This window comes from Halostella limicola (genome assembly GCF_003675875.1).
Classification (GTDB): domain Archaea; phylum Halobacteriota; class Halobacteria; order Halobacteriales; family Natronoarchaeaceae; genus Halostella; species Halostella limicola.
Genome location: NZ_RCDI01000003.1, coordinates 370,211 through 390,196, shown reverse-complemented (window position 1 = coordinate 390,196; position 19,986 = coordinate 370,211). Strand labels below are relative to the sequence as shown.

Here is a 19,986-nt window from a genome sequence, read left to right as displayed (position 1 = left end):
GCCGGATCGAGTCCGAGAAACGGGGACCGGAGCAGGTGAACCGATCCTTCTCCCGGTTTCGAGAGAACTGGGTGACTTTCCCCGACGCCCCCTCGAAGCGGAGTTCAGATCGGTTAGTTATCCAAGCTATTCAAATTATAAATAGAAACTATGCTAGAAAATTCATTTATAATGTGGTAATGAACCGGATGTTACGTGGTAGTAATTACCACGTAGAGTACAATGAGTGGGGGTATGCACGATTCAGACCGATCAGTGGAACCGGAACCGAACGAAAACCAGAGCGGAAGCGACGAGGGAGACCCGTTCGAGGGCAGTCCCATCGATCGACGGACGTTCCTCGGCGTAGCGGCCGCGACCGGTGCATCGCTCGCGCTGCCGGGCGCCGTGTCCGCCGACGAGGCGGTCACCGACCCGGCGATGACCGACCGCTGTGAGTTCGTCGTCAACCACACGCCGGACGACTACGAGGCCTCCGTCGTTCTCGAGTTCGCCGACGCCGACGCGCTGGCGGCGTTCGCGGACGAGTACGAGGAACCGGTGGACGAGGAGGTACCGCGCCCGGCCAAGGCGGTGACGCGCGAGTCGCCGACGCTCGCGGGGCACGCACGTCTGACAGCCGACGAGCTCGCGGGGGTCCTCGACGCGGGCGGCGTCGAACACGTGGACTTCTCGCCCGGTGCGAACCCCTTCTGGAAGCTGGAGGAGCCGTACGCGGACGGCGTCTTCCCACCGGTGGAGGCGGCGCGCAACTTCGTCTCGTACCGGGAGACGGGACAGGGACTTCGCTATCTCGAGTCGGAGTTCCCCGACCGCGTCCGCGTCCACACCCTCGAGGAGTCGCCCGGCTGGGCCAACCGCTTCACCGGCGAGGACCCCGACCCGCAGGAGATCTACGTCGCCGACGTCACGAACGACGTCCGCGGCGACTCGTTCGCCGAGAAGGAGAAGGCGGTGTTCTCGCTCTCGATCCACGGCGACGAGCGGGCCGGCGCCGAGACCGGGTGCCGGCTCATCGAGGACATCGCGAGGGGCGAGGCGCCCGAGTTCGAGGAGCTGCTCGACGACATCGCCCTGGTCTTCGTCTTCACGAATCCCGACGGCTGGGTGTCACGGAAACTCGAGTACGAGATCCCCTGGGTCCCGGATGGCGTCACCAACTTCCAGCGGGGGAACGCCTCCGGCGTGGACACGAACCGCCAGTATCCGACGATGGGGTGGGTCGATCCGTCGTTCTGGCCGGCCGAACCCGACGGCGCGCCCGACGAGTACTACGACGTCGTCCCGGACTCGCTGGCGGTCGTCGACCACTTCCGCGGCTACGACAACGTGGAGTACCTCTGCGATTACCACGGGATGTACATCGCGGACTCGATGGTGTTCAACCTCGAGACGAACGCGCCGTTCGACCACGACGGCACGCACGACCTCGACGAGGTCAACATTCGGATCGGCGAGGGGATGGAGTCGCAGTGGGGCGGCGTCGACGCGATCGCCGACGACATCAGCCGCGCCGCCGGAGAGATGTACCCGTGGCCGTGGGCTCCCGACGACTACGCTCCCGACAGCCTGTTCGACTACGGCACGATATACGACTCGCTCGCGTACCAAGTCACCGGCGCGTTCCTCGGCTGGGCCGGCCAGCCCGAGGAGTTCGGCGGCCTCGGCGCGATCACGGTCGCACCGGAGATAATCCTCGCGAACAACCTCACCGCCGCTGAGATCGACTGGAAGCCGTACAGCGAGCGTCACCTCGTCACCGCCTACCGCATCTCGATGCGTGAGTACGCCCAGATGGCGGCCGCCGACACGGACGCGACCGTCGCCACCGGCGGTCAGGACACCGCGTACGTCACGACCGACGAACTCACGCGGTCGTCGGCCGACCTCTCGCACACCGACGAGAGCCCCGGAAAGGGGAACGGCCGCGGGCAAGACCGCGCGACCGAGGTGCGCCGGCGCCACGACGTCGTCCAACCCGGTCCGTCGGGACGGGCGAGCGTCGCCGAGGACGCGACCGGATCGTCGCACTCGCTGTCGGTGACCCTGTCCGGCGACGGAGACGCCGCCGAGGGAACCGTTCGTCTCGAAAACCCCGGCGGTCAGGTCGTCCGGGAGATCGACCTCGCCGAGAGGGCCGATCCCGACGCGGCGGGGAGACGACACGACTTCGAGGGCTGGTACGTCCGCCGCCCCGAGGCGGGGCAGTGGTCCGTCGAGGTCGAGGTCGAGGGCGACGCCGAGATCGAGGTCGAGATGACCGTCCTCGACTCCGACGAGGAGCACCCGGACCCCGAGGAGGTGCTCGGCTACTCGCAGCGGGAGTACACGGTCAACCCGATGCAGTTCTTCGCGGACCTCTCCGAGCACCTCGAAGACGGCGACATGGACGGCCTCCGGGTTCACGACGTTCGGGTCGGCCGGTTACTGCGCGGGAACTCGGGCGAGCGCCGCTACGACAAACTGGTCCTGTCCCACGACGGCGGCATCGACGATCAGCGGTACCTCGCTGCGATCGAGGCGTTCGTCGAGGCCGGCGGCGACCTCGTGCTGACGGACTCGGGTGTGAACCTGCTTTCGGCGCTCGACGTCGGCGACGCCGCCGATATCGAGGCCTCCGACGTTCGGGACGTCGACGTCCGGTTCGCCAACCTCGACGACAGGGACTTCGACCACCCGCTCCTCGACGGGATCAGGCCGAGACAGCAGGAGATGTGGAAGGGTCCGCAGCTGGGCTACACGACGGACGTCGACCAGCCCGCGACGGTCGTCGAGCCCGACGCCTTCGAGGCGGCCGGCGGTCGCGTCGCCGGCACCACCGGCGGCGGCGTCAGCGCCGGCACGCTCGCGGCCGGCGACGCCGAAATCAGCGTCCTCGGCTCGATCCTGCCGCCCGCCCAGCAGACCGAACTCCACCCGTTCGGCATGGGCGACTACGCCGTCTCGTTCATGGGTCACACCCTTCTGTGTAACGCGCTCGGCTTCGAGCAGCGGCGATACTACGAGGGGGAACTGATCAGGACGTACGGGGAGATCCGGTAGCGTCGCGATACGCGCGGCGCTCGCCGGTGAGAGTTGCGCGTAGAAGAGCCGGTGGAGGGGGATGTTGAACCACCCCGAGACTCGCTCCGCTCGTCTCGTCTACTCCAAATCCCTCACAGGCCGCTTCGCTCTTCACGTCCGTTCGTCGCAGAGGGCAAGCCGGTGGAGGGATTTGAACCCTCGACCTAATCCTTACGAAGGATTCGCTCTAGCCAGTCTGAGCTACACCGGCTGGGTGTAACGTAACTCAACATAGGCGCGATAATCGGTTTAAGGATTGCGAATTCCGCCGCCGTTAGCGAGACAGTCGCACGTCGAGACAGACGTTCACCTCGTGGGGCGCGTACGACCGGACGGTGCGTCCCGTCTCGACTGTCACCTCGTACTCGGGGGCGGCGGCGTCACGGATGGCCCGCTCGCCGGGACCGTACGGGTCGTCCTCGTGCTGGATGTCGTAGTAGTGGAGCACGCAGTCGTCGCCGGCGACGGCGACGGCCGCGTCGAGGAACTCGTCGGCGCTGTGCGGGAGGTTCATCACGACGCGGTCGGCCCAGTTCTCGTAGTCCGGTGCTACGTCTCTGACGTCTCCCGCGATCGCCGTCACGCGGTCGGCGACGCCGTTTCGCTCGGCGTTCTCCCGGAGGTACTCGACGGCGCGCTCGTTCAGGTCGACGCCGACGACCTCCGCGCCGCGCTTCGCCGCCGGAACGACGAACGGGCCGACGCCGGCGAACATGTCGAACACGCGCTCGCCGGCCTCGACCTGCTCGGTGACGCGGTGGCGCTCCGTGGCGAGTCGCGGGGAGAAGTACATCTCCGCGATGTCGAGGGCGTACTCGCAGCCGTACTCGCGGTGGACGGTCTCGGTCTCCTCGCCCGCGAGGACGTCCCAGTCCCGGATGCGGAGCTCGCCCTCGATCTTCGACGCGCGGTTGACGACCGTCTTCACCGGGATGTCAGACTCGACGACGGCGTCGGCGACGGCCCGCGCGCGCGCCGGGTCGTCCTCGTCGACGATGACGATGTCGCCCAGACGCTCGTAGCTCGGGTCGAAACCGAGCAGTTCGGTCGGCATCACCTGCACGTCGCGCTCGGCGACGTCGCGGACGACCACGTCGTACTCGTCCGGCACCGCCGCCGCGTCGGTGACGGGGATGTAGAGGTGGCCTTCCTCGAACTCGATCTCCAAGTCCTCGGCGACGAGGTCGTCGTCCGCGAGGGCGCGGCGGGTCGCCTCGCCGTCCTCCCGCGGGACGCGCACGCACGGCGCTTCCATACTACCCCGTCCGCCGGTTGCGGGGGTAAGCCTGACGCTTCCGCCGCCGAACCCGGAGCGTTAAGCGGGCGGGCGGCCGAGTCCGGGTATGCTCACGTTCATCGGACTCGGCCTCTACGACGAGCGGTCGATCACCGTGGAGGGACGGGACGCCCTCCGCGCGGCCGACCGCGCGTTCGCGGAGTTCTACACCAGCACGCTGGTCGCCACCACCGTCGAGGAGCTCGAAGAGTATCACGACACGCCTATCGATGTTCGGGAGCGCGCCGGCGTCGAGCAGGACCCCGCCGAGATCCTCGACGCCGCCGAATCGGCGGACGTCGCGTTCCTCACCGCCGGCGACACGATGATCTCGACGACCCACGTCGACCTCCGCCTGCGCGCGCACGACCGCGGCATCGAGACCAGAGTCGTCCACGGTACGACCGCCCAGGCCGCCGCGAGCGCGCTCACAGGGCTTCAGAACTACCGATTCGGCAAGGCGACGACGCTGCCGTTCGCGTACGCCCACGGGGCCGACGGCCTCCCTGCGAGCGTCACCGAGACGATCGACGCGAACCGCGAGCGCGGCCTGCACACCCTCGTCTACCTCGACATCAAGGTCGACAACGCGGCCGCGATCGCCCGCGCCGGCGACGAGGAATTAGAGGAGTACATGACCGCCGACACGGCCGCCGGGTATCTCGCGGAGGAGTACCCCGACGCGCTCGGCGTCGTCGTCGCGCGGGCCGGGAGTCCGGACCCGACCGTCGCGGCGGACCGGCTGGACGCGCTCGCAGACGGATCGTTCGGCGGTCCGCTACACCTCCTCGTCGTTCCGGGCGATCTCCATCACGTGGAACGCGACGCGCTCGCCGACCTCGCGGACGCGCCGGCGGAACTGCTCGACTGAGTACCGAAACGCGCTCTTTCTGCCGACAGCCGCGCTATCGGACGTAGCACGCGAAAGAATGGAACCGCGTCGAAAGCCGGCGTGAGCCGGTGGTTAGTTAACCGAGTTAGTCCTGACGGCGCAGGGCCAGCAGGGCAGCAGCGATGAGCGCCACGATGGCGACGCTGATGCCGAAGCCGGGCTGACCGCCGTCGTTGTCGGAGTCACCGTCACCGTCGCCGTCGGTGGCTTCGGTGGTGGTGGTCTCTTCGGTGGTGGTCTCCTCGGTGGTCGTCTCGGTGGTGGTGTCCTCGGTGGTCGTCTCGTTGTCCTCACCGGAGTCACCAACTTCGACGTCCGCGGAGTCGAGAACTGCTTCGTCGTTCTCGTCCGTGTACGGGACGTCTTCCTCACCCTCGGAGTCGACGAAGTCGTACTCCTGGTTGTCGTTGGTGTCCTGGTGGGCCATCGGGATCAGCGTCTGGGACTCGTTGAGAGCACCGTCGAGCTCGACCTGCACGTCGCTGTGCTGGCCGGCCTCGAGGTACTCGGAGGTGCCCAGGACGCTACCGAAGGCGTCGTCCTCGGAGACGAGGGTCTCGTCGTGGACCGTGACGAAGCCGCCGTTCGGCAGGAAGACCTCGTCAACCGTCACGACAGTACCGTCGTCGCTGATGCCGCCAGAGTAGGAGATCTGAGCGGGCTGAGCCTCACCGACGGTGCCGGCCTGGGCCTCGTCGAGGAGCGACGAGCCGCTCTCACGGACGTCGACGGTGAAGTTCGTGCCTTCCTCGGCCTCGCTGAAGTCGAAGTCAGCGCTGAAGGAGCCGCCGTCCTGGACCGTTGCGCGCTGCTCCAGGAGGAACGGGTTGGCGCTGGACTGGCTCTGGACACGGATGGTGACCTGGGAGCCAGCGGCGAGCGAGCTCTGACCCTGGATGGTCTGGCCAGCGTTGGCCTCGACCTCAGGCGGCTGGACGGTCGCCGTCGGCTCGACGAGGTTGAAGGAGTCGCTCACTTCCTCGTCGCTGCTGGCGAGGACGGTCTCCTCACCAACGGTCAGCGTCGTCGTGTAGCTGCCGTCGTCAACGTCGATGTTGTTCAGCTGTTCCGAGTCGACGACGATGTAGTACGAGTCGTTCGCGGTGTCGCTGTAGATCGTCGTGTTCTGACTACCGAGCGTCAGTTCCTTCTGGGGACGGTTCGGACGCTGGCGGTCCTGCTCGACCGTCAGCGTGATGTTACCGTTGTTGGCGATGGCGTTGAAGAGGCCATCGTTCTCCGCGGCGATGCCGGCGAGACCGCTGGCATCGAGCTCGTGGACGATGTAGTCGCCCTCGGCGACGGAGTTGTCGTCCGAGATGGCGCTAACGACGTCGGATGCTTCGCTGAAGTCCTCGCTACCGGGCGCGGTGCCGATGGTAAGCTCGTCGGTCGAGCGGCTGCGCAGGTTCAGCGTCGCCACGTCACTGGCGTCAGTGCTGACGTCAGTGCCGGAGCGGACGGACATGTCGTACGTGGTGTTCGCGAGGAGCGCGTTGGCGCTCAGTGCGGACTGGTTCTGAAGCGTCACGTCGTCGTCGCTGTCGGCTGCCTCAACGACGAACGAGTTGAGGTTGCCCGACGTGTTACCAGCCGTGTACGTGTTGAACCGGACGGTAACTTCGCCGTCACCGTCGCCGTCAGTGACAGTCGCGTTGGCCTGGTAGCCGTCGCTCTCGAAGTCACCGATGGTGATAGCGCCCTGGTCACTGTTCGAGAGTTCGACAGTAACCTCGGCGACGTCACCGACGTTCTCGGTAACGACGGACTGAGTGAACTCAGCCTCGCCCGTGTCCCGGGTGAGGTTCAGGTCGACGGTGTCTGCAGCGTCGGTGTCGTTGACCTCGACGTCGAGGGTGTACTCGCCAGCGCTGATCTGGCTGAAGTTGCCCTCGATGGTGGTGCCACCGGAAACCTGAATCTGGACGTTGTCACCGACCGCAGTTGCGCCCTCGCCCGCGAAAGCGGTCTCGAGTTCGCTTGCGTCGATGTCACCGTCAGCCTCGGAGACGTTCACCGTGAAGGAGCCACGGTTCGAATCGATGTTGAACGTCTCGTTGGTGTTGTCACCGGCGATGTTGACCTCGCCGTCGTCAGCGGTGACGTTGAAGTCCTGCACTGCGACCTCGAAGTCGACGCTCTTGTTCGAGCCGCTGCTCGACGTGGTGAGCGTGTAGTCGCCTTCGAGACCCGACGTGCTGATCAGCGCGGAGCCGTCGGAGTCGGCAGTACGTTCACGGACGAGGTTGCCGTCCTCGTCACGAATCTGATAGTCTTCTCCACCGTTCGCTGTATTGAATCCGTCCTCGTAGAGGACCTGACCTTGCCAGTACGTCTCTCCGTTATTCAGGTTCTCGTCGGCATCCACCTGGTTCGCCGCGGCGGCGGAACCAGCGAATGCGACAGAGCCTGCGAATACGGAGAAGACCATAAGCGCTGCAAGGAACAGGCCACGGAACTTCTCTGTGTTGCTTGTCATGTTTGTTGTTGTCGTGTTGCACCGGCAACAGCAGCTTTCTCTGACGCGAAAGCATCCGTGAACGGGATGCGGCCATCGATAATCGCTACTGTCACCATGGGTAGGGGTACGGTAGAAACCGATGTCCCGTCGTTATAAATGCTTTGTGGTGGTTGATGTGTGTGGTAATCCTTCACAAAGCCGGAGACAGCCACTAACGCCCGATATTTGCGAAATCAGTCGTCGGGGCCGGACGGAGGAGAGTATATAAACGAAACAGCGAGAATTCGTTCAAAGAATCCGACGGGTGTCTGACGCGGCGTCAGAGGTTCGTTCTGTCGGCCGTACTCACATGACGCGTTTCACCGTCCCGGGTGGCGAATTTCCCCTCGCGGGGACGGCCGACGGAATCAGTCTTCGGTAACTATCTCGACCTCGTGCCCGTCGGGATCTTCCGTGAAGGCGTACATGTTGTCGCACGACTCGGGGTCGCGGTAGTCCTCCGCGCCGCGCTCCATCGCAGTGTCCCAGAAGCCCTGCAGGTCGTCGACCTCGACGGCGACGTGCCCCCACGCGTCGCCCAGTTCGTACGTGCTGCCGTCGTAGTTGAAGGTGAGTTCGACGGACATCTGCTCGTCGGCGGCGTCGCGGGGTTTCATGAAGTAAAGCGCGAAGGTGTCGTGCTCGCTCCGGCGGAACATCTCGTAGTCGAGCACGCGCGCGAACCAGCCGATGGAACGCTCCACGTCCTCGACGCGGATCATCGTGTGGTCGAGACTCCACCGCGCGCCGTGGTCGCGCTCGACGATCTCGATCTCGTGGCCGTCCGGGTCCGTGACGAAGGCGTACTGCCCGCCGCAGGAGTCGGGGTCGCGGTAGTCCTCGACGCCCTGGTCCATCAGTTCGTCGTACGCCTCGTACACGTCCTCGACGCGGACGGCGATGTGGCCCCACGCGTCGCCCATGTCGTAGGAACGACCGTCGTGGTTGTAGGTGAGTTCGAGCAGCGCCCCCTCGTCGTGTTTGTCCTCGGGGCCGAGGAAGACGTTGGTGAAGGTGTCGGCCTCCCAGCGGCCCTTCTCCTCGTAGTCGAAGTGGGACTGGTACCACTCCAGCGATTCCTCCATGTCCTCGACGCGCATCATCACGTGGTCGAGCGGTGCGCTCATGGGCGAACGTTTCGCGGCCGGAGCGAAAAGAATACTGGAAGGAGCGGGCTGTTCCGCTTCGCCAGCGCGCGACACGCCGACTCAAGGGGCAGTGATCCGGCGGAGGTCGCCGGCGTGGAACCACCAGGCGACGAGGAGAAGCGCCGCGGGACCGACGGGGACCGACGTGATCCCGCCGTGGTCCGTCCCGACGGTGAACCGGAGGTGCGCCACGGCCGCGACCAGCAGGAGCGCCGCCGTGACTCGCCGGTCCTCCCGCCCCGTCGTCGTCCCGATAGCGGCGCTCACGACGGCGAACGCGTAGACGAGGGTCCCCACGCCCCAGGCGAGCAGGTGCGGCGGGAGGCCCTGCGCGTACGTGTGCGTAAAGTAATACTCGGTTATCGGCACGAGGCCGAACGTCGGCGACGTCGAGAGCAGTCCCCAGGGGAAGACGAGCCCGGTGCCGCCGGGGTATATCGTCGCGGTCCACGGAAGGAACGCGAGGAGACAGAGCGACGCGAGGCGGCGGCCGTCGCCACGGCCGGTCATTTCCGGGTCGTGATGCGGAGCACGTCCTCGTCGGCGAGTTCGTGGTCCAGTCCGACCTGCTGTTCGTCGTGTTTCGCGCTCGGGCCGCTGACGCGAGCGAAGCGGAACCGCTCCTCGAACTCGCCGCCGAGCTTGTGGCAGGCGTCCTCGATCGTGCTCCCCTGTTCGAGCACGAGCGGCTCCTCGTAGTCGACGCCGCGGCCGGGCTTGTCCATGTAGATGCGCATCAGGCCGAGTTCCTCCCAGATGCGCTCGGCCAGCGCGTCGAGGCCCTTCTGCTCCTCGGCGCTGATGAAGATGGCCTCGTCCGGGTCGATGTCGTGCTCGCGGAGGTTCTCGTTGACCGTCGGGAGGTAGTCGGGGTCGATGAGGTCCGCCTTGTTGACGGTGACGACGGAGGGCAGGTAGATCCGGTTGTCCATCACGCCGTCGATGAGCCGGTCGACGTCCATCCGCTCGCCGATGGCCACGTCGGCGTTGATGTAGCCCTGTTCGCGGAGGACCTCCTTGATCACGTCCTCGGAGACGTCGAGGTCGACGCTGGCGTTGACCTTCAGGCCGCCCTTCCCCTTCTTGTTGATCGAGACGCGCGGGGGCTCCTGGTCGAGGCGGATCTTGTTCTTGTACAGCTCCTCGCGCAGGCGCTCGTACTGGTCGATCTCGAAGGCGGAGAGGACGAAGACGACGAGGTCCGCGGCCCGAACGACCGACAGCACTTCCTGTCCGCCGCCGCGGCCGCTCGCGGCGCCCTCGATCAGGCCGGGGACGTCGAGCATCTGGATGTTCGCGCCGTTGTGCTCCAGCATGCCGGGGTTGACGTCGAGGGTGGTGAACTCGTAGGAGCCGACCTCGCTGTCGGCGTTGGTCATGGCGTTCAGAAGCGTCGACTTGCCGACGCTCGGGAACCCGACGAGGGCGACGGTGGCGTCGCCGTGCTTCTCGACGTGGTAGCCGGTGCCGCCGCCGGCGGAGGACTGGTTCTGGAGTTTCTCCTTCTTCTCCGCGAGCTTCGACTTCAGCCGGCCGATGTGGGCCTCGGTGGACTTGTTGTAGGGAGTGTTGGCGATTTCCTCCTCGAGTTCCTCGATCTCCTCTTCGAGCCCCATTAGGTGTGAATCGGCCACGGACGCCGAAAAACCCTTCCTTCCGCCCCGGTCCCCGCGGAACCGCTTCGGCACCGCCGTTCGAGAGGGAACTTCGATACGTTAATACGCCGGCCAACGCTCGCAACCACTAGAGGATGCCCGATCCGTCCAGGTTGCGTGACAGTACGCAGATCGTCCTCCCCCGAGACGACCTGGACGGGCGGGCCGAGGACATCAAGGCCGAGCTCCGCGAGCGGTTCGTGCTGACGATCTACGAGGAGGGCGAGTGCTACCGGATCATCGGCAGTCCCGTCGAGATTAAGGAGGCGAGCAAACACCTCTCGCGCCGCGGTATCAGCTTGCCCTGAGGCCGGCCGGACGACTCCGTCCGGTCACTCGCCGCGCACCGCTTCTATCGCTTCGAGGAACCCCGCAGCGTGTGCGCCGTCGGTTATCTCGTCTGCCGCGGTCCGCGCCGCATCGTCGGCGTTGGCGACGGCGAAACTCCGGCCGACCGTCGCGAACGTCGAGACGTCGTTCTCGCTGTCGCCGACCGCGACGAAGTCCTCGGGGTCGTGGCCGAGGAGGTCGCAGATGGCCTCCAGTCCGGCCCCCTTGCTCACGACCGGCGACTTCACGTGATAGGCGTAGCCCGTATCGACGACGGTGAGCCCGTGGTCCGCGGCGAGCTCTTCGAGCGGTTCCAGCGGAGCGGTCCGCCGGACCGCGATCTCGGTCTCCCGCCAGCGGTTGATCAGGTCGGCGTCGCCCCAGCCGAGGTCGTGGCCGAGCGTGACGAACTCCTCGGCGACCGCCCGCGCGGCCTCGCGGTCGCCCTCGACCGACACCTCGTCGCGGGTGCAGACGACGCCGCCGTTCTCCGCGATCACCCGCTCCTCGATGCCGACGAACTGACAGAGCGCGACCGGGTAGGGGAACGACTTGCCAGTGGCGACGACCACGTCCGCGGGCCAGTCCCGGATCGCGTCGAACGTCCGGGGGTCGATGCCGCCGTCCGGCCTGGTCAGCGTCCCGTCGATGTCCAGCGCGAGCGGGGGTACGTCCATACGCACCTCTCGCGGGGGGAGGCACTTAACCTCGTCAAAAGAGAGTCGCGGCGAAACCGGACGGCGTTACGGGAGCGGCACCCACACCGACGTGGGCAGCAGGCCGACGATGGCCATGATCCCGATGATGAACGTCCCGAAGACGATTGCCGCCGCGGGCGGGTCCCAGTGGGTGTCGCCGTGGGCGTAGAACACCCGCTGGAACAGTTCGCCGAACAGCGCGCAGACGACGCCCATGAGCGCACCGATGATCACCGCAGCGGGGTCCGAGAGCCCCGCGAGTGCGGCGTCGCCGCTCTCCACGACCGCGAGCGCGATCGTACTCGACGTGAGCGTCATGTGGTGGGTGACGGGGATCTGCTCGACGCCCAGGTTGAGGAACGTGAGCGACGCGGCGCTGATGCCGAACGCCAGGAACGCGCTCCCGGTCTGCAGGGCGGTGTACGCGCCCAGAATGCCGGTCACGAGCCCGATCATGGCGACGTTACCCCACTTGTACTGGTGGGGGAGCCACGGCTCGACGAGCAGGCGGTCCGACTGCACCGCGCCGCCGTCCGCCGCGCTCTCGGGACCGTCGGCGGCGCCGCCGCCGCCGGCGGCGGCCGTCCGCATCTCCTCGCGCTCGAACGGCGTCATGTCGAGGAGCCCGTTCTTCGTCACCCCGATAATGCTGTAGCCCAGGATGAGGCGATGGAACAGCGCCGAGAGCACGACGCCCATCGCGATCGGGTCCCAGGGCATGGCGAATCCGGCCGAGACTTGACGAATCACCATGCCGAGGATCCCGAAGAGCCCCCCGACGATCAGCACGTCGGGTTTCGTCCCCAGCGCGAAGGTGATGTTCTTGGCCTCGTGGTAGTCGAAGCCGGTGTCCATGTACCCTTTCTTCGCTGCGTAAGCCGCGGCCGCCGCGCCGCCCGCGAAGGAGATGTGCGGGCCGAACACCGGGCCGAACGCCACGGAACCGGTGATCCCGGTGCCGACCGCCTCCTCGATAGCGCCGGTCTGGGCGAGTTCGCCGGTGACGAGGTTGCTCGCCTCGCCGGCGATCACCATGAAGCCGGTGAAACAGAACGCGGGCAGCGCCCCGAGCGCCGCGCCGAACGCCCCGCCGGCGAAAGCGGCGATGATGAGCGACAGCGTGACGCTGTCGATGATCGCCTGGATACCCATCGGTCACTCACCCCCGTCGCGCGCCCAGTCGCTCGCGCGCTCGATCGCGTCGTCCCAGCGGCTGTACATCTTGTCGGCCTTCGAGTTCTCCATCTCCGGCTCGAACTCCCGGTCGATCTGCCAGTTGTCGCGGAGTTCGTCGACCGTCTCCCAGTAGCCCGTCGCCAGCCCCGCGGCGTACGCGGAGCCGAGCGCGGTCGTCTCGTCGACCTCGGGACGGACGATGCCGGTGTCGATGATGTCGGCCTGCAGCTGGCAGAGGAAGTTGTTCTTGACCGCGCCGCCGTCGACGCGCAGCTGACCCATCTCGATGCCGGAGTCCGCCTCCATCGCCTCGGCGACGTCGCGGGTCTGGTAGGCGATGCTCTCCAGCGTCGCGCGGACGATGTGCTCCTTGCGCGTGCCGCGGGTCATCCCCACGATGGTGCCGCGGGCGCGCTGGTCCCAGTGGGGCGCGCCGAGGCCCGTGAACGCCGGCACCATGTAGACGCCGTCCGTCGAGTCGACGCTGCGGGCGAGCGACGCCGTCTCGGCGGCGTCGTCGATGAGGTCCACGTCCTCCAGCCACTCGATCGCCGCGCCGGTGACGAAGATGGCCCCCTCCAGCGCGTACTGAACGGGTTCGCCGGAGCGCTGGAAGCCGATCGTCGTGAGGAGACCGTGGTCGCTCTCGACGGCCTCGTTGCCGGTGTTCATCAGGAAGAACGAGCCGGTCCCGTAGGTGTTCTTCGCGTCGCCCTCGTCGAAGCAGGTCTGGCCGAACAGCGCGGCCTGCTGGTCGCCGAGCGCGCCCGCGACCGGGATCTCGGCTTCGAGGAAGCCGTCGGGGTCGGTGTGTCCGTAGTAGTCGTCGTCGCTGGACGGGCGCACCTCCGGTAGCATCTCGCGGGGGACGTCGAACTCCCGGAGGAGGTCGTCGTCCCACTCCAGGTCGCGGATGTTGTACAGCATCGTCCGCGACGCGTTGGTCACCTCCGTCACGTGGTTGCCCGTCAGGTTGTAGATGAGCCAGGTGTCGATCGTCCCGAAGAGGATCTCGCCGCGCTCGGCGCGGTCCTCGATGTCCTCGGGACGGCTGCGCTCCATCTTGATCGGATCGGCGTTCTCGAGCAGCCACTCGGCCTTCGTCGCCGAGAAGTACGCGTCGGCCTCCAGCCCCGTCTTCTCGCGGATCTCCTCGACTTTCCCCTGATCTTCGAGTTCCTCGACGCGGTCGGTCGTCCGCCGGTCCTGCCAGACGATGGCGTTGTGGACCGGCTTGCCGGTCTCCGCGTCCCACAGGAGCGTCGTCTCGCGCTGGTTCGTGATGCCGAGTGCCTCCAGTTGGTCGGCCTCGAGGCCGGCCTCTTCGAGCGCGCGGGTGACGACTTCCTTCGTGTTCTCCCAGATCTCCATCGGGTCGTGCTCGACCCAGCCGGGTTCCGGGTAGATCTGTTCGTGTTTCTCGTACGCGTTCGCGACGACCTGCCCGCTGTGGTCGAAGACCATAAAGCGGGTCCCGGTCGTCCCCTGGTCGACCGCTCCTACGTATGTGTCGTTCGTCATTTGCTATCACCAGTGGTTAGCGCCGGCCACTGCCGGACGTACGGCCCCGCACTGTCTTTACGTGCAGTGCCGCTCTACGAATAAACAGTAAGCACTTTCATTATAAAACTTTCCCTGACACGCGTCTTCAGCGGGTTATATGGCCTTTCCCTCGCCCCAGAAGGTTATGAAATCGGATAATTTACTAGTTATCGAGTAGGGGCGGTAAAGTAAAGTGGTAGCATCACAACCTTCGATAAAACGGATGACTCACACAACTGAGGTACTGGTGATCGGCGGGGGGTCGACCGGCACCGGCATCGCTCGGGACCTGGCGATGCGCGGGGTCGAGGTCACCCTCGTCGAGAAAGGGAACCTCACGCACGGCACGACCGGGCGGATGCACGGCCTGCTCCACAGCGGCGGGCGCTACGCGGTCGCCGACCAGGCCAGCGCGGAGGAGTGCATTGAGGAGAACTACGTCCTCCGGGACATCGCGAGCCACTGCGTCGAGGAGACGGGCGGCCTCTTCGTCCAGCGGCCCGAGGACTCGGACGAGTACTTCCGGGAGAAACTGGAGGGCTGTCGGGAGTGTGGCATCCCGGCCGAGGAGCTCACCGCCGAGGAGGCCCGCGAGGTCGAACCGTACCTGGCGAAGGACGTGAAACGCGCCATCTGGGTGCCCGACGGGGCGATCGACCCGTTCCGTCTCTGCGTCGCCAACGCGGTCAGCGCCGAGAACCACGGCGCGCGGATCGAGACGCACGCCGAGGTCGTCGACCTGCTCGGCGACGAGGACCGCGTCACCGGCGTGACGGTGCGCCACGAGAGCGGGCCGGGCAAGCGCGAACACCAGAAAGTCGGGTCGACGGAGGACATCCACGCCGAGTACGTCGTCAACGCGACGGGCGCGTGGGCGGGACAGATCGGCGACATGGCCGGCGTCGACATCGAGGTACGCCCGTCGAAGGGCGTGATGACGATCATGAACTGCCGGCAGGTCGACACCGTCGTCAACCGGTGCCGGCCGAAAGGCGACGCGGACATCGTCGTCCCCCACGAGACGACGGCGATCCTCGGTACGACCGACGAGGAGGTGGAAGACCCCGAGAACTATCCCGAGGAGCAGTGGGAGGTCGACCTGATGATAGACACGCTGAAAGAACTCGTCCCCATCTTGGAGGAGGCCCGCACCATCCGGTCGTTCTGGGGCGTCCGACCGCTGTACGAGCCGCCGGAGGTCGGTAGCGACGACCCCACGGACATCACGCGGGACTACTTCCTGCTCGACCACGAGGACCGCGACGACCTGAACGGGATGACCTCCATCGTCGGCGGGAAGTTCACCACCTACCGGATGATGGCCGAGGAGATCAGCGACCACGTCTGCAACCAGCTCGGGGTCTCCGCGGAGTGTCGCACCGCGGACGTGCCGCTCCCCGGGAGCGAGGACGCGTCGGTGCTCGACGAGGGGATGGACCGCTTCGGCCTGCGCTCGCCGATCGCCCGCCGGAGCGCGAACCGCCTCGGCTCCCGCGCCGAGGAGGTGCTCTCCAGCGTCGACCCGAACCCCGTGGTCTGTGACTGCGAGGCCGTCACGCGCGCCGAGGTGCAGGACGCCATCGAGCAGTCCGGGACCGACCTGAACGCCGTCCGCATCCGCACCCGCGCGTCGATGGGCAACTGCCAGGGCGGCTTCTGCTGTCACCGGATGGCGGCGGAACTGCACCCCGAGTACGACGAGCCGACGGCCCGCCAGGCGCTCGACGAGCTGTACCAGGAGCGGTGGAAGGGCGAGCGCCACGCCCTCTGGGGCGAACAGCTCTCGCAGGCGATGCTGAACTACGCGCTCCACGCGACGACGATGAACCGCGACGCCGACCCCGCGGCGACCGGCGGCGTCGACTACGCTGCCTTCGACGACGGAACCGACGCGACGGCCGGCGGGGAGGGGGAGCGCGGCGTGGCGACCGACGGGGGCGACCATGGCGATTAGCGACGACGTGCTCGTGGTCGGCGGCGGCGTCGCGGGTGTCGCGGCCGCGCTCGCCGCGAGCGACCGCGCGGACGTGCGACTGATCTCTCACAAGCAGAGCACGCTCCGGTCCGCGAGCGGTCTCGTCGACGCGCTCGGCTACGCGCCCGACGGCGACGGCCCGATCGTCGACCCGTTCGACGCGATAGACGACCTCCCCGAAGGCCATCCCTACGAGCGCGTCGGGAAGACGGCCGTCCGCGAGGGGTTCTCGCTGTTCGACGACACGGTCGGCGATATGTATCGGGGGAGCCACACCGATACGAACGCCCTCGTGCCGACCCACGGCGGGACGGTGAAGCCGACGGCGCGCTACCCGGCATCGGCCGCGGCCGGCCTCGCCAGCGACGGACGGGACGCCCTGCTGGTCGGCTTCGAGGCGCTGACGGACTTCGACGCGCCGATGGCGGCGAGCCACCTCGACGCGGCGGGCGTCCCGTTCGACGCCCGCGGCGTCACGGTGCGGTTCCCCGGCGAGTTCCGCGCCGACGCGAAGGTGACGCGGTACGCCCACGCGCTCGACCGGGACGAGAACCTCGACGGAACGCCCGCGCGGACGGCGCTGGCGGAGACAGTGAAGCGGTACCTCGGCGACGAGGAGCGCGTCGGCTTCCCCGCCGTCCTCGGCGACGACGACCCCGCCGGGGTCCGTGCGGACCTCGAAGCCGAACTCGGCGCGGACGTGTTCGAGGTACCGATGGGGCCGCCGAGCCTCCCCGGCCTCCGCCTTGAGGACCGACTCTACAAAGCGCTGGAGGAGGCGGGCGTCCGCGTCGAGTCCGGAAACCCGGCGGTCGGCGCGGAGACGGACGGCGACCGGGTGGAGGCCGTGTACGTCGACCGGGGCCGCCGGAAGGTCCCCTACCACGCCGACCAGTTCGTCCTCGCGACGGGCGGACTCGTCGGCAAAGGGATCGACTCGGACCGGGACGGGGTGCGCGAAGCCGTCTTCGACTGCTACGTGCCACAGCCCGCGGACCGGTACGACTGGTTCGAGGACGACGCGTTCGACGACCACGCCTTCGCCCGCTTCGGCGTGGACGTCGACCGCGACCTGCACCCCCTGACTGCGGACGGGAGCATCGACTACGACAACCTCCGGGGCGCCGGGAGCGCGCTCGGCGGCTACGACTTCGCGGCCGAGAAGTCCGGCGGCGGCGTCTCCCTCGCGACCGGGTACGCCGCGGGGGACGCGGCGGGCGCGGCCGTCGCCGGCGCGACGGACGGAGCGACGATCCACGGTGATACACAATGAGCGACGCAGAATCTCCAGACGACGAGTTCGAACCGGTACAGGTGTTCGGCGACGAGACGGAGATGGACCTCCGCCCCGGCTCCGACGACTGCTACAAGTGCTCGACCTGCGATACGAACTGCCCCGTCGCGGAGGTCGACGACGACTTCCCCGGGCCGAAGTTTCAGGGCCCGGAGCAGTGGCGGCTCAAGCGCAAGGAGGACCGCGACATCGACGACTCCGTGATGAAGTGCTCGAACTGCATGCGCTGTGACGGCGCGTGCCCGTCGAACGTCCCCCTGAGCCAGATGCACAACACGGCCCGCGGGGAGTACGTCGACGAACAGATGGACAAGCTCTCGCGGGAGTACGTCCGCAACCGGATCCTCTCGAACTACCGTTTCTTCGCGAGCATCGCGAGCAAGATGCCCCGCGTCGCGAACTTCGTCGCCGGGCTCGGCGTCACGACGTGGCTCGGCGAGAAGGTGATGGGCATCTCCGGCGAGCGCGAGATGCCGGAGTTCGCCACCCAGACGTTCCGCGAGTGGTGGGAGGACCGCGGCGGCGCGCAGGTGTCGAACCCGGACAAGCGCGTCGCCTACTTCCACGGCTGTTACTCGAACTACAACACGCCGGAGGTCGGCAAGTCGATGGTCCGCGTCTTCGAACACTTCGGCTACGAGGTCATGGTGCCGCCCCAGCGCTGCTCGGGGACGCCGATGTTCGCGAACGGGATGCTCGACGACGCGCGCCGCGCCGCCGAGACCAACGTCGAGGAGCTCGTCGCGGCCATCGGCGAGGGCGCGGACGTGGTCGCCTCCTGCACCTCCTGCTCGATGTCGCTGCGCCAGGAGTACCCCGAACTGTTCGACATCCACGGGATCGAGGACCTGGCGGCGCACACCTACGAGGCCGTCGAGTACCTCCGCATCCACGAGGACCTGGACGGCGCACTGGAGGACGCCGACGCCGACTTCCCCGACCTCGCCTACCACGCCCCCTGTCACGCCCGCAACCAGGGGCTGGAGGGGCAGGCGGTCGAGGTCGCGGACCGGATCGACGGCGTCGAGGCGACCGACGTCGGCGACTCCTGCTCGGGCATCAGCGGCACGTACGGCTGGAAAGAGGAGAATTACGACACGTCTATGAAGATCGGGGAGGAGATGTTCGAGCACATGGAAGCCGCCGACGCCGAGACGGGGTTGACGGAGTGTCCGACCTGCGCGATGCAGATGGAACACGGGACGGGGTACGACGTCCGTCACACCCTCGAACTGCTGGACGCCGCCATCGTCGAGGAGTGACCGCGGAGCGATCCATGGACCTCACAGACCGCATCGCCAGGCGGCAGACGAGGACGCGAGAGGGCGGCCTCGTCGTCGACTGGAGCCCGTTGAACCCCGCCGTCCACATGGCCGAACCCGTCGGCCGCGGGCCCGTCCTCGAACGCCTGCTCGACGTGCTCGACCCCGTGTTCCACCAGGGGCTCCCCGACGACGTTGCGGTCTACGGTCCGAAGGGGTCCGGGAAGTCCGGGCTGGTCTCGGCGCTGTTCGCCGGCCTGAACGACCAGGTCGGCAGACAGCGCGAGCAGATCGGGACCACAACCCGCGCCGGGAGCGCGGAGCGGACCGTCCAGTTCGTCCGCGTCGACGCCTACGGCGCGACCAGCGAGTTCCGCTTCTACCACACGCTGCTCAACGCCGTCGTCGAGGAGTCGGTGCCAGAACGCGGCGTCGGCACCGATACGCTCCGCGAGCGCCTGCGCGGGCAGTTCCGCTCGCCGACGCGGCGGGCCGTCATCGCGGTCGACCACGTCGGTGAGACCGAGGACGTGTCCGTGAACGACGTCCGGGAGTGGCTCGCCCCCGTCGACGACGCGGTCGCCCTGCTCGCCATCGGCCGCGACGTCCCGGAGGACTGGACGGGCGAGACCGTCCACGTCCCCGAGTACCGACAGCACGCCCTCGTCGATATCCTGACGACCCGCGCCTCGCAGGCGCTGACCAGCGGCGCGCTCAGGCACGGACAGGCCCGGCGGATCGCGGAGTGGGCCGAGGGCGACGCCCACGACGCGCTGGCGGCCGCGTTCGGCGCCGCCGCCGTCGCCCACGGCGACGCCGCCGAGCGTATCCGCGCGAGCGACGTGGACGCCGGCATCGACGCCGTCCCCGAGAACTGCGTCCACGTCGGGCGCGTGCTCACACTTCCCGAGAACCGCCGGCGCGTGCTCTCGGAACTGCTGCGGCTCGACGGCACGCCGACGCTCCGCGAGGCCGCCGCCGCGGTCGCCGACGGGTCCGAACTCACCGAGGGCACCGTCGAGCGGTTCCTCTACGAACTCGCAGAGAGCGGGATCCTCGAACGCGTCCGTGCGGGCGACGCCGACGGGAGCGGCCGGCGACCCAGCCGCGTCGAACCGCGGTTCCCGACGCTCGTCTTCCGCCGCGTCGGGTAGGGTGAGTGCGGTGTGGTCGCG

At 67.5% G+C, this 19,986-nt stretch carries 15 protein-coding genes and 1 tRNA gene; 7 read left to right on the top strand and 9 right to left on the bottom strand.

Going from position 1 to position 19,986, the window contains the following annotated elements; genetic code table 11:
* Positions 1-222: 222 nt before the first annotated feature.
* The gene (locus D8670_RS15200; protein ID WP_121818972.1) at positions 223-3,042 is read left to right on the top strand and encodes a M14 family metallopeptidase; all 2,820 of its coding nucleotides are present in this window, start codon (positions 223-225) and stop codon (positions 3,040-3,042) included.
* A 157-nt stretch (positions 3,043-3,199) separates the two neighbouring features.
* On the opposite strand, the gene D8670_RS15195 is transcribed toward D8670_RS15200, so the two are convergent.
* Positions 3,200-3,274 (bottom strand) — tRNA-Thr (locus D8670_RS15195).
* Positions 3,275-3,337: 63 nt separating this feature from the next.
* The gene (locus tag D8670_RS15190; protein WP_121818971.1) at positions 3,338-4,318 is read right to left on the bottom strand and encodes a class I SAM-dependent methyltransferase; all 981 of its coding nucleotides are present in this window, start codon (positions 4,316-4,318) and stop codon (positions 3,338-3,340) included.
* A gap of 88 nt (positions 4,319-4,406) precedes the next feature.
* Here D8670_RS15190 and dph5 point away from each other — a divergent pair, with 88 nt between their 5' ends.
* Positions 4,407-5,210, top strand: a complete 804-nt coding sequence (gene dph5, locus D8670_RS15185; RefSeq protein ID WP_121818970.1) for a diphthine synthase — start codon at positions 4,407-4,409, stop codon at positions 5,208-5,210.
* Positions 5,211-5,316: 106 nt separating this feature from the next.
* On the opposite strand, the gene D8670_RS15180 is transcribed toward dph5, so the two are convergent.
* From D8670_RS15180 to D8670_RS15165, 4 genes are all read right to left on the bottom strand, one after another.
* Complete coding sequence (locus tag D8670_RS15180) at positions 5,317-7,710, bottom strand: DUF7282 domain-containing protein (protein ID WP_121818969.1); 2,394 nt, start codon at positions 7,708-7,710, stop codon at positions 5,317-5,319.
* Between the two features lie 389 nt (positions 7,711-8,099).
* Complete coding sequence (locus D8670_RS15175) at positions 8,100-8,858, bottom strand: VOC family protein (RefSeq protein WP_121818968.1); 759 nt, start codon at positions 8,856-8,858, stop codon at positions 8,100-8,102.
* A gap of 81 nt (positions 8,859-8,939) precedes the next feature.
* On the bottom strand, positions 8,940-9,389 hold the full coding sequence (locus tag D8670_RS15170) for a TIGR04206 family protein (protein ID WP_121818967.1): 450 nt from the start codon (positions 9,387-9,389) through the stop codon (positions 8,940-8,942).
* The gene (locus D8670_RS15165; protein WP_121818966.1) at positions 9,386-10,495 is read right to left on the bottom strand and encodes an OBG GTPase family GTP-binding protein; all 1,110 of its coding nucleotides are present in this window, start codon (positions 10,493-10,495) and stop codon (positions 9,386-9,388) included. Before D8670_RS15165 ends, D8670_RS15170 begins: the two co-directional genes overlap by 4 nt.
* A gap of 134 nt (positions 10,496-10,629) precedes the next feature.
* Between D8670_RS15165 and D8670_RS15160 the strand changes: the two genes are divergently transcribed.
* Positions 10,630-10,842 (top strand): VNG_1110C family protein, encoded by a 213-nt coding sequence (locus tag D8670_RS15160; protein WP_121818965.1) that lies wholly within the window; start codon positions 10,630-10,632, stop codon positions 10,840-10,842.
* Between the two features lie 24 nt (positions 10,843-10,866).
* Here D8670_RS15160 and D8670_RS15155 read toward each other — a convergent pair whose 3' ends face one another.
* From D8670_RS15155 to glpK, 3 genes are all read right to left on the bottom strand, one after another.
* Positions 10,867-11,541, bottom strand: coding sequence for a phosphoglycolate phosphatase (locus D8670_RS15155; protein WP_121818964.1), 675 nt, complete (start codon positions 11,539-11,541; stop codon positions 10,867-10,869).
* Between the two features lie 66 nt (positions 11,542-11,607).
* Entirely contained in the window at positions 11,608-12,714 is a 1,107-nt protein-coding gene (locus D8670_RS15150; protein ID WP_121818963.1) for a DUF7973 family transport facilitator, read from the bottom strand.
* 3 nt (positions 12,715-12,717) lie between these two features.
* On the bottom strand, positions 12,718-14,259 hold the full coding sequence (glpK, locus tag D8670_RS15145; RefSeq protein ID WP_121818962.1) for a glycerol kinase GlpK: 1,542 nt from the start codon (positions 14,257-14,259) through the stop codon (positions 12,718-12,720).
* A 244-nt stretch (positions 14,260-14,503) separates the two neighbouring features.
* Between glpK and glpA the strand changes: the two genes are divergently transcribed.
* The 4 genes from glpA to D8670_RS15125 are packed head-to-tail and all read left to right on the top strand — an operon-like array spanning position 14,504 to position 19,965.
* Complete coding sequence (gene glpA, locus D8670_RS15140; RefSeq protein WP_121818961.1) at positions 14,504-16,234, top strand: anaerobic glycerol-3-phosphate dehydrogenase subunit GlpA; 1,731 nt, start codon at positions 14,504-14,506, stop codon at positions 16,232-16,234.
* The gene (glpB, locus tag D8670_RS15135) at positions 16,224-17,528 is read left to right on the top strand and encodes a glycerol-3-phosphate dehydrogenase subunit GlpB (protein WP_121818960.1); all 1,305 of its coding nucleotides are present in this window, start codon (positions 16,224-16,226) and stop codon (positions 17,526-17,528) included. Before glpA ends, glpB begins: the two co-directional genes overlap by 11 nt.
* The gene (locus tag D8670_RS15130) at positions 17,525-18,811 is read left to right on the top strand and encodes an anaerobic glycerol-3-phosphate dehydrogenase subunit C (RefSeq protein ID WP_121818959.1); all 1,287 of its coding nucleotides are present in this window, start codon (positions 17,525-17,527) and stop codon (positions 18,809-18,811) included. The genes glpB and D8670_RS15130 overlap by 4 nt, the downstream gene beginning before the upstream one ends.
* Before the next feature lie 14 nt (positions 18,812-18,825).
* A complete protein-coding gene (locus D8670_RS15125; protein ID WP_121819295.1) occupies positions 18,826-19,965 on the top strand; it encodes a Cdc6/Cdc18 family protein in 1,140 nt (379 codons plus the stop codon).
* The last annotated feature ends 21 nt before the right edge of the window (positions 19,966-19,986 follow it).

Bases quoted from the DNA above. Each gene is read 5' to 3' on its own strand.
- D8670_RS15180 (WP_121818969.1), bottom strand. From the start codon at position 7,710: ATGACAAGCAACACAGAGAAGTTCCGTGGCCTGTTCCTTGCAGCGCTT.
- glpB (WP_121818960.1), top strand. From the start codon at position 16,224: ATGGCGATTAGCGACGACGTGCTCGTGGTCGGCGGCGGCGTCGCGGGT.
- dph5 (WP_121818970.1), top strand. From the start codon at position 4,407: ATGCTCACGTTCATCGGACTCGGCCTCTACGACGAGCGGTCGATCACC.
- D8670_RS15150 (WP_121818963.1), bottom strand. From the start codon at position 12,714: ATGGGTATCCAGGCGATCATCGACAGCGTCACGCTGTCGCTCATCATC.
- D8670_RS15175 (WP_121818968.1), bottom strand. From the start codon at position 8,858: ATGAGCGCACCGCTCGACCACGTGATGATGCGCGTCGAGGACATGGAG.
- glpK (WP_121818962.1), bottom strand. From the start codon at position 14,259: ATGACGAACGACACATACGTAGGAGCGGTCGACCAGGGGACGACCGGG.
- D8670_RS15160 (WP_121818965.1), top strand. From the start codon at position 10,630: ATGCCCGATCCGTCCAGGTTGCGTGACAGTACGCAGATCGTCCTCCCC.
- glpA (WP_121818961.1), top strand. From the start codon at position 14,504: ATGACTCACACAACTGAGGTACTGGTGATCGGCGGGGGGTCGACCGGC.
- D8670_RS15125 (WP_121819295.1), top strand. From the start codon at position 18,826: ATGGACCTCACAGACCGCATCGCCAGGCGGCAGACGAGGACGCGAGAG.
- D8670_RS15130 (WP_121818959.1), top strand. From the start codon at position 17,525: ATGAGCGACGCAGAATCTCCAGACGACGAGTTCGAACCGGTACAGGTG.
- D8670_RS15200 (WP_121818972.1), top strand. From the start codon at position 223: ATGAGTGGGGGTATGCACGATTCAGACCGATCAGTGGAACCGGAACCG.
- D8670_RS15190 (WP_121818971.1), bottom strand. From the start codon at position 4,318: ATGGAAGCGCCGTGCGTGCGCGTCCCGCGGGAGGACGGCGAGGCGACC.
- D8670_RS15170 (WP_121818967.1), bottom strand. From the start codon at position 9,389: ATGACCGGCCGTGGCGACGGCCGCCGCCTCGCGTCGCTCTGTCTCCTC.
- D8670_RS15155 (WP_121818964.1), bottom strand. From the start codon at position 11,541: ATGGACGTACCCCCGCTCGCGCTGGACATCGACGGGACGCTGACCAGG.
- D8670_RS15165 (WP_121818966.1), bottom strand. From the start codon at position 10,495: ATGGGGCTCGAAGAGGAGATCGAGGAACTCGAGGAGGAAATCGCCAAC.